Genomic DNA, 12,144 nt, shown 5'->3' on the forward strand with positions numbered 1-12,144 from the left:
GTTAACTTCACACGTAGACATAAGAGAGAAAAATATTGAGTTTATGTAAATTTTTATCCCCATTTGAAATTTTTCGGAAAGGACGTTGAATTTCTAACAGGGGGTATTCTGAGACCTGTAGAGCTTGCGGGTGGTGCAAATAACTACCTAGTTTTAGATGTTTATCCACGATTTACTTCGGATTCTGGCCACCAGCGTAAAGCTTGGACGCCTTTGGTTTCAAGCAGGATAGCTTCGAGAGCTGTCGCTAGGCGATCAACTAGTTGAGTGGTGGGAATCCGTTTGAGCCATCGCCGCACAAATGGCTTTGATGGCTCGATAAAGCACAGCAAGCAGTCGTCATATTCAGGGTAAAAGCCACACCCTATCCACAATGGGAACTCATCGTGGCGCAATCTGACACACCATCCCCAATCCTCCGGAATGAGTTCATCGATCTCGAACCCGGCACTCGGCAACATGTTGCGCAATAGTTCTGCTACCTTCCTGCCCTGCGGCAGATCGGGCGTGTCATGCTCTTCAAGTAGTTCCCTAGATCGGAATTCGAGGTGAGTGCGCATGGAGATAATCTAATTGGAAGCTCGTCCGTTTCCCAGCACAAACACGCGAATCTGTCCTCCCCTCGCGCCACTCGTCCCCCACACCCAACCCTCTCCCCTGAAGGGGAGAGGGCCTTGTTTGGTGGTTACTTGGTGGGGTGGAGGCGGATGGCGGTGCCGCCGCCGGGGGCCAGCCAGAGGGTGAGGGTGTCGCCCTTTTTCAGCGTTTTGGTATCGTAGGCGATTTTGTGGCGGGCGTCGGTTTCGTACGTCGCGCCTTCGCCGTCCTTGTAGATCGTGGCGGTGTAGGTCTTGCCGGGGTCGAGCATGTCGAAGGAGAGCGTCACGGTGCGGGCGGTGGCATCGTTGACGCCGCCGGCGTACCAGTCGTCGCTCTTGCGGTCCTTGCGCGCGAAGATGGCGTATTCGCCCACTTCGCCCGCGATCAGGTGGCTTTCCGACCAGTCGGCCGGCACCTGGCGGATGAAGGCCAGTTCCTTGGGATGGGCGGCCAGCGTTTCGATGAAATCGGCGGCCATCTGGATCGGCGAATAGATCGCGAGGTAAAGGCCCAGCTGCTTGGCCAGCGTGGAGGCGAGCGGGGCGTGCTTGGCGCCTTCGAGGCTGAGCACGCCCGGCGTGAAGTCCATCGGGCCGGAAAGCATGCGGGTATAGACCAGCGTGGGTTCATGGCTCGGCCCGTTGGCGAACTGCCCCCAGGCGTTGTATTCCATGCCGCGCGCGCCTTCGCGGTCGATCCAGTTGGGATAGGTGCGGCGCAGGCCGGTGTCCTTGACCGGTTCGTGGGCGTCGATGGCGATGTGATACTTGGCCGCCGTTTCCACCACTTTCAGATGGTGTTCCACCTGCCGCTGGCCATCATGATAGGCCATGGCATAAGTGCCCGGCGTGGCACCGGGGGCGAGGATGCCACCGGCGTCCGCGACATAGCCGGTCTTGACCGAATGGACGCCGAGCGCGGCATAGAGCTTCATCGCGTCATCGAGCTGGGCTTCGTAATTGGCGATATTGCCGCCGGTTTCGTGGTGGCCGATCAGTTCCACGCCCTTCTTGCGGGCATAGTCGGTGACGGCCTTGATGTCGAAATCGGGCGTGGCCTGGGTATAGCTGAAATCCTTGCCGTTGCCGAACCAGTTGCCGTTCCAGCCCTTGTCCCAGCCTTCCACCAGCACGCCGCCGAAGCCGTTCTTGGCGGCAAAGTCGATGTATTGCTTGGTGCGGGCGGTGGTGGCGCCGTGGTTCGGGCCTTCGGCCCAGGTCCAGTCGCCCCGGATCATGCCCCACCAGATGCCGATGTATTTCATCGGCTTGACCCAGCTGACATCGCCCAGCTTGTTGGGCTCGTTGAGGTTCAGCTCCAGGTCGTTTTCGACCAGGCCGGCGGCGTTGTCGGCAATGCGGATCGTGCGCCAGGGGGTGTTGAACGGCAGATCGCGCGTGACTTTCGGCCCGCCCGGATTGGGCGAGAGGGTGGAGCGGAAGCTCGTGCCGTCGATCCGCTTGAACCACATGGCCGAATAATCGACCAGCGCGGCTTCGTGGAACGCGAGGTGCGTGCCATCGGCCAGCTTCATGGTGATCGGCGTGTGCGCGGTGGAAACGCCGTCGATCGGGGTCTTTTGATAGACCTGCTCGTAGCGGTTCCATTCGCCGCCGGGAATCCACCAGGCCGTGCCGTTCTGCGCCAGGTTGAACTCGGTGAGTTCGTCGGCGATCTTCATCGTCGTCATCGCGGCTTGCGTGGGCAGTTCATAGCGCAGCCCGAAACCATCGTTGAACAGGCGGAAGCGCACGTTCATTTCGCGCCCGCCCCATTCGGGAACCTGCTTGAACTTGACCAGCAATTCGGTGTGGTTGTCGGTGACGAAGCGGCGCTCGCCCCAGGGTTGCTCCCAGGTGGTGGCGGCAGGCTTGGCGCTTTCGCTGCCCACGATGTGGTTGCCGCGCACCATGGTGGGGCCATCGGTGAGGATGAAGCCGAGCGAGGAGGCGCCGATCAGCAGCTTGCCCTTGCGCGACAGGCTGTAGGTGGGGCGGCCATCGCCATCGATCGCCACGGTCAACACCAGGCTGCCATCGGGGGAGGCGGCAGTGACCGGCGCATCGGCCGGGGCAGCGGCCTGGGCCAGCGCCGGAAGCGGGGCGCAAGCCAGCGTCAGCGCCAGCGGCGCTGCAAGACGGGTCAGAACGGACATGGGGGGTTAGATCCTCTCTTCGACGATGAGGGCGGCAAAGCCAGGCAGGTAACCCAGGCTGGCATCGTTTTCGGCCACCAGCACGGTGCCTTCTGCGGCCACGTCCTGCGGCCAGGCGACCGGCTGGTTTGCCATGTTGATCAGCACCAGCAGCGATTGGCCGCCGAACCGGCGGCGCGCCACCAGCAGGCTGGCATCGGCCTGCAGCACATCGAAGCTGCCGTGGCGCAGCGCCGGGCTTTCCCGGCGCAAGTGTAGCAGCCGCGTGGTGAGCGAGAGCAGCGAGGCGGGATCGGCTTCCTGGCGGTCCACCGCGCGCGCCAGGTTTTCCTCGCCGAGCGGCAGCCAAGGGGCCGGGCCGGCGGTGAAGCCCCCCATCGCGCTTTGCGCCTGCCACGGCAGCGGGGTGCGGGCGCCATCGCGCGAGAGCGTCAGCGGCCAGTTGGCAATCGCCTCGGGGTCCTGCAACTGCTCGAATGGGATATCCACCTGGGTGAGGCCCAGTTCCTCGCCCTGGTAGACGATGATGTTGCCGCGCAGGGCGGCAAACAGCACGGCTTTCATCCGGGCATAGGCATCGCGCGCCTCGGGCGTGGCCCAGCGCGAGAGGGCGCGGGGCGCATCGTGGTTTTCGAACGCCCAGCTCGGCCAGCCCATGCCGGGTTCATCGGGCCACTTGGCCAGGACATCGCGCACCATCACCGGCGTGATCTGCGGGGCATAGAGGAAATCGAAGCCATAGGCGCTGTTGAGGCGCGCCGGGCCGGCGGTGTATTCCTTCATTTCGGTTTCGGCCAAGTCACCGCCCACTTCGGCCACGGTGAACACCGCGCCATAGCTGTCGCACAGCGCGCGCAGGCGTTCGATGAAGGTGACGATGCCGGGGTGCGACTGGTTGTAGATCTTGAGCTGGTAATCGAACGGGCGCGTGCGGCGGCGGCCATCCTCGGGCGCGGGCGGATTGTCGCGCAGGGTGGGATCGTGCATCAGGAAATTGAGCGCATCGATGCGGAAGCCATCGACGCCGCGATCCAGCCAGAACTTCATCACCCCCAGCAGCGCTTCCTGCACGGCGGGGTTGTGGGCGTTCACTTGCGGCTGCTCGGCCAGGAAATTGTGCAGGTAATACTGGCAGCGCCGCGCGTCCCAGCGCCAGGCCGGGCCGCCGAACACCGATTGCCAGTTCGACGGGGGGGAGCCATCGGGCTTGGGATCGGCCCAGACGTACCAGTCGGCATAAGCATTGTCGCGGCTCTGCCGGCTTTCCACGAACCACGGGTGCAGGTCCGACGTGTGGGCATAGACCTGGTCGATGGTGACTTTCAGGCCCAGTTCGTGCGCGCGCGCCACCAGGGCATCGAAATCCTCGAGCGTGCCGAACACCGGATCGACATTGCAGTAATCCGAAACGTCATAGCCGAAATCGCGCATCGGCGAGGTGAAGAATGGGGAAATCCAGATGGCATCGGCGCCCAGCCGCGCCACGTGATCGAGCCGGGCGGTGATGCCGGCCAGATCGCCCACGCCGTCGCCATTGGAATCGGCAAAGCTGCGCGGATAGATCTGGTAGATCGCCGCGCCGTGCCACCAGGGCAGGTCTTGGGCGGAAGACGGGGGCGTTTGCTGGGTCATTGGCCTTGCTTAGGAGAGGAAGTGGGAAGGACGCGGCAGACAGCGCTGCCGTAAGCGGGCAAGTCAAGCACAACCGAGCCAGGCGCAGCCACATGGGCGGGGCACTGGCCCAACAGGCTTTGCAAGTCTTTCGCGCTCGTGCCGATCGTGCTGGCCACCTTGATGGGCTGGCCTGAGGTGTTGAAGGCAATCAGATATTCCGCGCCCGTGACAGGATCGAACCGCGAAACGCTGAACAAGCCAGGCTTTTCGCCATAGCTGCGGGTAACCTGCCGCCCGCGCGCCAGGGCGGGATGCGCGGCGCGCAAGCCGTTGAGCCGGGCGATCAGCTGGTAGAGCGGGTGATCGGGGTTGAAATTGTCCTGCGTCGTGGTGCGGGTGGTGCCCAGCAGCGGCTGGTCGTTGTAGCTCGCCACTTTGCTGGCGAACATGTCCTGCCGGGCGGCCTGGTCGTTGCCGTGGCCGACCATGCCCTGTTCGTCGCCGTAATAGACCACCGGGCTGCCGCGCAGGGTGAGCAGCATGGTATGGGCGAGCGCCGTGCGGGCGAGCAGTTCGTCCTGGCCGATGCCGGGCATGTCGTGCTCCACCAGCCAGGCAAAGCGGCCCACGTCGTGGTTGTCGATGAACGTCGGCTGGGCCAGCGCGGCCGCGTCTCCGCCCTGGTAGAGCACATCCCCATCGAACAAGTCGGCCAGCACATCGGTGCCCTTGCCCTGCGCCAGCACGGCGCGCACGGCGGCGTGGAAGGCAAAGTCGAGCACATTGGGATAGCCGTCGCGCCGTGTGAAGCGGGCAATATAGCCGTTGTCCGGGTTCTCGCGCGCCACTTCGCCGAAGATGGCGAAATGGGGAATGCCCTGCGCCTTGGCCACTTGCTGCATCGCGGGGATGAAGGCCTGCCAGAAACCGGGATCGACATGGCGCGCGGTGTCGATGCGGAACCCGTCGACGTGGAACTTGCGAATCCAGTCGGCATAGATCGCGATCATCCCGGCACGCACGCGCGGGTGTTCGGTGAACACGTCGTCCAGCCCGACGAAATCGCCGAAGCGGCTGTTTTCGCCGCTGAATGTGCTGTCGCCCCGGTTGTGGTAATAGCGCACGTCGTTCAGCCAATCGGGCACTTTGGCGTGCTCTTCGCCCTTGGGAATGAAGGGCGTGTAGGCATAGCCGGGATCGGTGAGGCGGGCGAAATTGGCCTCGCTCGAATCTTCGTCCCCGGCAAAGCCCTGGTTGATCGCCGGGCCGGACAGGCCGCCCTTGCGGCTATAGGGATAGCTGGCCTTGTCGCGATAGGGGGCGGCGGTGCCAGCCGGCGCTTCGCGATACTGGATCACGTCGGCCGTGTGGTTGACCACGATATCCATGTAGACTTTCAAGCCGCGCGCATGGGCTGCGGTGACCAGTGCGGCAAATTCGGCATTGGTGCCAAAATGCGGATCGACCTGGGTGAAATCGGTGATCCAGTAGCCGTGGTAGCCGGCGCTTTCCTGCCCCGGCGCGCCCTGCACGGCCTTGTTCTTGAACACTGGGCCGACCCAGACGGCGGTGAAGCCCATGCCCTTGATGTAATCCAGCCTCGCGATCAGGCCCTTTATGTCGCCGCCATGGTAAAAGCCCTTGTCGGCCGGATCGAAGCCGGTTTGCAGGCGCCCGCCCTTCAAGCCGCCGGTGTCGTTGGCGCTGTCACCATTGGCAAAGCGATCGGGCAAAACGAAATAGATCGACTCGCCCGCCGCCGGGCGCGCGGCCACGGCAGAGGGAGCGGGCGCGGCATGGGCCGGCGCCAAGGCGGAAGCAGCAAGAGCGGCCGCCAGGGCGGCAGCGCGGCGGCGCAGGATCATGCAACAAGTCCTTGTGGGGAAGGCGCGGCGCAATGGCGCGCGATGTAATCGGCGTGGGTGGGCCAGGCGGCCACTTCACGGGCATAGAGCGTGTGCAGGGTATCGAGCCAGGCGGCCAGGTCGCTTTCCGAGACCGCTTCGGCCAGGGCGTGGCTGGTGGCGGGCACGATGCCCTGGCCGACCAGCACTTGCAGCCAGCCGACTTCGCTGAACAGATCGGACTGATCACGGAACAGGTGTCCGGCGCTGCGGAAAAGTTCGATCTTTTCGGCCAGGCTGTCGGGCAGGGCCATGCTGCGGCAGGCCTGCCAGAACGGTTCTTCGCGTTCGTTCGCCCAGTAATGCAGCACGATGAAGTCGCGGATGCGTTCCATCTCGTCGGCAAACTGGCGGTTGAACGTCGCGCGCACGGCAGGCGCCGGGCGGCAGGTGGGGCCAAACGCCATGATCCGCGCGATCATCGACTGGATCAGGTGGATCGAGGTGGATTCCAATGGTTCGAGGAACCCACTGGCCAGGCCCATGGCGATCACGTTGTGCGACCAGGCCTGGCGCGTGCGACCCGTGGCAAAGCGGATCACGCGCGGATCGGCGAGCGGGGCGCCGTCGAGATTGGCGAGCAGGCCGGCCGCGGCTTCGTCATCGCTCAGGAAGGCGCTGCAATAGACGCGGCCATTGCCGGTGCGATGTTGCAGCGGGATGCGCCATTGCCAGCCGACGGCGTGGGCGGTGGCGCGCGTATAGGGCGTGAGCGGTGCGGTCCGTTCGCTGGGCACGGCCACGGCGCTGTTGGCGGGCAGCAGGTGCGACCAATCGTCGAACCCGACGCCCAGTGTGTCCTGGATCAGCAGCGCGCGCAGGCCGGAGCAATCGATGAACAGGTCACCGGCCACCACGCGGCCATCGGCCAGGGTGAGGGTGGTGACATCGCCGTTCTGCCCATCGCGTGCGACGGACACGATCGTGCCTTCCTGGCGGACCACGCCATGCTTTTGCGCGTAGCGACGCAGGTAGGCGGCATAGAGCCCGGCATCGAAATGGAAGGCGTGGGGAACGGCGGGCACGTTGCGGTTGGTCAGCGGCGCGCCGTCGTGCATCTTGCCTGCGCGGGCGGCCAGGTCATTCACGCTGTAATCGCCCAGCGGGCGGGCCAGGCCCAGGCGATGCGCGCGCGACCAGAAATGGCGGAAGCCGCCCAGGCCAATGTCGCGGCCCACGTCGCCAAAGGCGTGGAGATAGCTGTGGCCGGGGCGGAGCCAGCCGGCGAATTCGATGCCCAGCTTGAACGTGGCGCCCGTCGCGCGGATGAAATCGGTCTCGTCGATCCCCAGCGTCTGGTTGAACATGCGGATCTGGGGAATGGTGGCCTCGCCCACGCCGATGGTGCCGATGGCATCGCTTTCGACCAGGGTGATGCGGGTATTTTCGCCCACGAAATGGGCCAGGGCCGCCGCGCACATCCAGCCGGCGGTGCCACCGCCCACGATGGTGATCGAACGTGCTGCTTGGCTGTCCATGGCCGGGCGCCTTCCGGTTAGAGCGTGACGACGTTTCGCACCCTGGGGGTTGAAAGCGGGTGGCCCGGCAGAGCCACCCGCTTTCGGAGGGAACTTACAGCTTGTAGCTTACGGTCAGATAGAAATCGCGGCCATAGCGCTGGTAATCGATCACCTGGCGCGGATCGTTGTTCTGGTAGGTGATGAACGGACGATCGGTGAGGTTCTTGGCCTGGAACATGACAGCCAGACCTGCCAGCGACGAACCGGGCTGGAATTCATACCCGATCTGTGCATCGAGAATGCCTTCCGACTTGGCCGTGCGATAGGTGGGATTGGCCGAAAGACCCGCCACTTCCGCCAGGAAGCTGGAGCGGAAGCGATAGTTCGCCCGCGCCTGGAACCCGGCCTTTTCATAATAGACCGAGGCATTGGCCACCCACTTGGAGAGGCCCGGCAGCGTGATCGGATCGTCCGGGTTCTTGGCAAAGACGATGCGGCTGTCGGTATAGCTGACCGAGCCGAACACGCCGAAGCCATCGAGCACCGGGGTGAACATGCCGAACGGCAGCGAAGCCGTCGCTTCGGCGCCCTTGACCGTGCCCTTGCCGGTGTTGCCCGGCGCCGTCACCGGCCCGATCGTGGTGGCGATCTGGTCGCGGATCGCGGCCGGCAGGCTGGCGACGACCGACTTGAAATCATAGGCGTAGGAGTTGTTGGGATCGACGAAGTCGGTCAGGCGCTTGTAATAGAGCGCTGCCGACACATAGCCGCCCTTGGCGAAGTAGTGCTCGGCCGACAGGTCGAGATTGGCCGACTTGTAGGGACGCAGCGCCGCGTTGCCGCCGTTCGAGCTGAAGAACGGACGCGTCGGATCGGTGGAGCCGATGTTGGTCGGGTTGATCGAGAATTCCTGGTTCACGCGTTCCTGGTCAAGCCGCGGGCGCACCATGGTGAGCGAGCCGGCGAGCTTGAGGTAGGTGGCCGGGGCCAGTTCCAGCGCGAAGTTGGCGCTGGGCAGCACGTTCCAGTACTTGGCGCCGCCGGTGGCGGGCGTCACGATCACCGCGCCGGTGGTGCTGTCGAAGTTCGAGAGCGACCCCTTGCTGCTCTGGTCGGTGTAGATGCCCTGAACGCCGATGGTGCCCGACAGGCGCTTGCCGCCCACGTCGCCATCCAGCTTGATCATGGCATAGCCGGTCCAGACCTTTTCCGTCACCGAGTTGTCGCGCACCAGCGAGACCGGGCGGTTGTCGTACACCGAGTTGTACGCGTTGTTGTAGAGGTACATCGGATCGAGCGCGAGCATGCGCGGCACGCCGAGGTAGGCGAGCGGAACCGTGCCGATGACGGCGGCCTGCGGGATGGGCGCGAACGTGGTGGTGCCGCTGCCCGGCGTGCAACCGGTGCCGCCGCCCTTGGGGCACAGGAAGTACGAGGTGAACGCCGAGGTCTTCTTGCGATAGCTGTAGTTGGCGCCCACTTCCCAGCCCTTGAGCAACCCGCCCGAGGCGAATTCGCCATCCAGGCTGGCGCGCAGCGAGGCCAGATCGTCCTTGAAGCTGGGCTTGTTGAGGAAGCCGGCCTGGACCACGGCGGTGGTGCCGTTGTAGCCCCAGCCGCGCGGATCGGTGATGCCGAAATTCGCCGCGTTGCCATAGTCGAGCGTGGGCACGATATCGAACGTGCCGTTGCTGTTCTGGGTGATGTGCAGCGTGTCGCGCGCGCCACCGGTGATATAGCCGGTGCCCGAATAGTTTTCGAGCAGGAAGTCGGTGCGCTTGGCGTGGCTGTAGCTGGCATCGACCGTCAGGTGCATCGTGTCGGACAGGCCGAACACGTTGTTCCAGCCGATCGACAGGTTGTCGGCCTTGCGCTGGTTATAGTCGTTGCGCATCACCGCCTTGACGTTGGTGATCGTGGCATCGGTGACGAAGCCGTTCTTCACCGTGTAGCCCGGCTGGATCGTGGTGGTGTCACCGCCGCCCAGGCCCGACCAATCGGGGAAGATCGGGAATTCGATCCCGCGCAGGTGCTGCGTTTCCTTGAAGTGCGAATAGAGCACGTCGAGCGTGGAGTGCCAGTTGTCGTTGGGCTGGTATTCCAGCGTGGCGACCGCGCCATAGCGGTTGAGCAGGTTGGACTGCACATAGGGCTTGGCGCCGCCCAGCATCAGGGTCTTGCCATCGGACAGCGTGGGGAAGCCCCAGGCGTTGTAGCGTTCGTCCTGCGACGGGGCCGAGGTGGCCGAAACGCCGATGGCGATGCCGAAGGTGTCGTCGGCGAACTTGTCCACATACGTGGCCGAAGCGCGATAGCCATAGCGCTGGCCATCGGGATTGAGCTTCTTCATGCCGTTCATCTGGCCGCGCAGCTGCACGGCGATGACGCGGCCGGCCTGGGCGAGCGGACGCAGCATGCGCAGATCGACCGTGCCGGAAATGCCCGCCGCGATCAGCGAAGGATCGGCGGCCTTGTGGACGACCACGTTCTTGAAGAATTCCGACGGGTACTGATCGTATTCGACGCCGCGGTTATCGCCTACGGTCACCTGTTCGCGGCCGTTGAGCAGCGTGGTGGAAAAATCCGGACCAAGGCCACGGATCGACAGGCGCTGGTCGCGCCCTTCCAGGCGCTGCGCGGTCACGCCGGGCAGGCGGGCGAGCGAGTCCGCAATCGAGACGTCGGGCAACTTGCCGATGTCTTCGGCCGAAACCGCTTCGACGATGGCGATCGAATTGCGCTTGATCGAGGCCGAGGCATTGAGCGAGGCGCGGATACCCGAAACCACGATGGCGCCCTGTTCGGGAGTGGCATCTGCGGTTGCCTGCGGCGCCGTCGCGGGTGCCGCTTCCTGAGCGAGAGCCGGGCTGCTGCCGGCCAGAACGGTCGCCAGCGCGACCAGCGAGCAGCGCAAGCCGCCCGCAGAAACTGCGTGATGTGCCATGATACCTTCCACTCCCCCAGCCGGCACTCTTACCGGCCACGAACCTTGTTGGCGGGCCCATCGCCATTTGGGCGATCGGCATATGCGCGATACCCGCCAGGTTCATCCATCCCGCTGGGCGGCATGTGTGACACCTGGTTCCACCGGATCTCGCTTGTTTACAAACTACGCCCAAGCAAGGCCGGAGCGAATAAGGCATACGTATACCATGCATTCCGGCATATTTCGCTTATGCGAAAAAATGTCTTTTTTTCCATATGTATAGATTTGAAGATCATGCCATTGGCAGGGCATATGCCCACGCTTTGTTGCATAAATTAAAAATTATGCATAGTGTGCGCGGTAACAATCCGGGTGGGAGAGCACGCCATGGGGCGCAAACCTTCGAACAAGCCGACCAGTTTCGAAATCGCCTACCTGGCCGGGGTTTCGCAGCCCACCGTCAGCCGGGCGCTGCGCGGCAGCAAATCGGTGAGCAAGGCGACGCGCGAAAAGATCGAGGCGATCGCCCGCCAGCTCAACTACACGGTGGACAAGAACGCCTCTTCGTTGCGCACGCAGCGCTCCAACACCCTGGCGTTGCTGTTTTTCGAAGATCCCACGCCCGATGAATCCAACATCAACCCGTTCTTCCTTTCGATGCTGGGCTCGATCACCCGGCATTGCGCGGCCAAGGGGCTGGACCTGCTGGTCTCGTTCCAGAAACTGGAGGACGACTGGCACCGCCGCTATCAGGAAAGCCACCGCGCCGACGGGCTGATCCTGCTGGGTTATGGCGACTATACCCTCTATGAAAGCCGCCTGCGCCAACTGGTGAAGGCCGGCACCCATTTCGTGCGCTGGGGTTCGGTTGACCAGGGCACGATCGGCGCCACCGTGGGATCGGACAATTTCGGTGCCGGGCGGCTGGCGGGCGAGCACCTGATCGCGCGGGGCCGCCGGCGCATCGCATTCCTCGGCCAAGCCGACAGCCATTATCCCGAATTCGAACAACGCCATGCAGGCCTGCTGCGTGCGCTGGCGGCAGCGGGCTTGTCGCAAGACCCGGCGCTGGTGGTCGATGCGATCAGTTCGGAAGAATCCGGCCATGGCGCGGCGCGCACGCTGCTCTCGCGCGGGGTGGCGTTCGATGCCATCTTTGCCGCCAGCGACCTGATCGCCATCGGCGCGCAGCGCGTGCTGGCCGATGCCGGGCTGGCCGTGCCCGGCGACGTGGCGATCGTGGGGTTCGACGATATTCCCGCCGCGGGCTTTGCCAATCCCCCGCTCACCACCGTGGTGCAGGACATCCGCCTGGCAGGGGAAGCCTTGGTGGAATCGGTACTTGCGCAAATCGAGGAGCGCATTCCGCCGCCCGCCGTGCTGCCCACCCGGCTGGTGGTGCGGGCGAGCAGCGGAGGGTAGCATTGCTGCCAGCGCGAGGGTTCCACCACCTGGCCAACGCATAGCATTCGTATGCATCTCGCT

At 64.2% G+C, this 12,144-nt stretch carries 7 protein-coding genes; 1 reads left to right on the plus strand and 6 read right to left on the minus strand.

Annotation, left to right across the window (positions count from 1 at the left end; genetic code table 11):
* Positions 1-161: 161 nt before the first annotated feature.
* From FHT19_RS17330 to FHT19_RS17355, 6 genes are all read right to left on the minus strand, one after another.
* Complete coding sequence (locus FHT19_RS17330; RefSeq protein ID WP_169476077.1) at positions 162-560, minus strand: hypothetical protein; 399 nt, start codon at positions 558-560, stop codon at positions 162-164.
* 125 nt (positions 561-685) lie between these two features.
* A complete protein-coding gene (locus tag FHT19_RS17335; protein ID WP_169476079.1) occupies positions 686-2,755 on the minus strand; it encodes a glycoside hydrolase family 97 protein in 2,070 nt (689 codons plus the stop codon).
* Positions 2,756-2,761: 6 nt separating this feature from the next.
* Entirely contained in the window at positions 2,762-4,387 is a 1,626-nt protein-coding gene (locus tag FHT19_RS17340) for an alpha-amylase family glycosyl hydrolase (RefSeq protein WP_169476081.1), read from the minus strand.
* Positions 4,384-6,234 carry an alpha-amylase family glycosyl hydrolase gene (locus FHT19_RS17345; protein ID WP_169476083.1) on the minus strand — a complete coding sequence of 617 codons (1,851 nt, stop codon included), beginning with the start codon at positions 6,232-6,234 and terminating at the stop codon, positions 4,384-4,386. The genes FHT19_RS17340 and FHT19_RS17345 overlap by 4 nt, the downstream gene beginning before the upstream one ends.
* On the minus strand, positions 6,231-7,751 hold the full coding sequence (locus FHT19_RS17350; RefSeq protein ID WP_169476085.1) for a tryptophan halogenase family protein: 1,521 nt from the start codon (positions 7,749-7,751) through the stop codon (positions 6,231-6,233). Before FHT19_RS17350 ends, FHT19_RS17345 begins: the two co-directional genes overlap by 4 nt.
* Positions 7,752-7,845: 94 nt before the next feature.
* The gene (locus FHT19_RS17355) at positions 7,846-10,677 is read right to left on the minus strand and encodes a TonB-dependent receptor (protein WP_168556896.1); all 2,832 of its coding nucleotides are present in this window, start codon (positions 10,675-10,677) and stop codon (positions 7,846-7,848) included.
* A 369-nt stretch (positions 10,678-11,046) separates the two neighbouring features.
* Between FHT19_RS17355 and FHT19_RS17360 the strand changes: the two genes are divergently transcribed.
* On the plus strand, positions 11,047-12,081 hold the full coding sequence (locus FHT19_RS17360) for a substrate-binding domain-containing protein (protein ID WP_168556897.1): 1,035 nt from the start codon (positions 11,047-11,049) through the stop codon (positions 12,079-12,081).
* The last annotated feature ends 63 nt before the right edge of the window (positions 12,082-12,144 follow it).

This window comes from Novosphingobium sp. SG919 (assembly GCF_012932495.1).
Lineage (GTDB): Bacteria > Pseudomonadota > Alphaproteobacteria > Sphingomonadales > Sphingomonadaceae > Novosphingobium > Novosphingobium rhizosphaerae.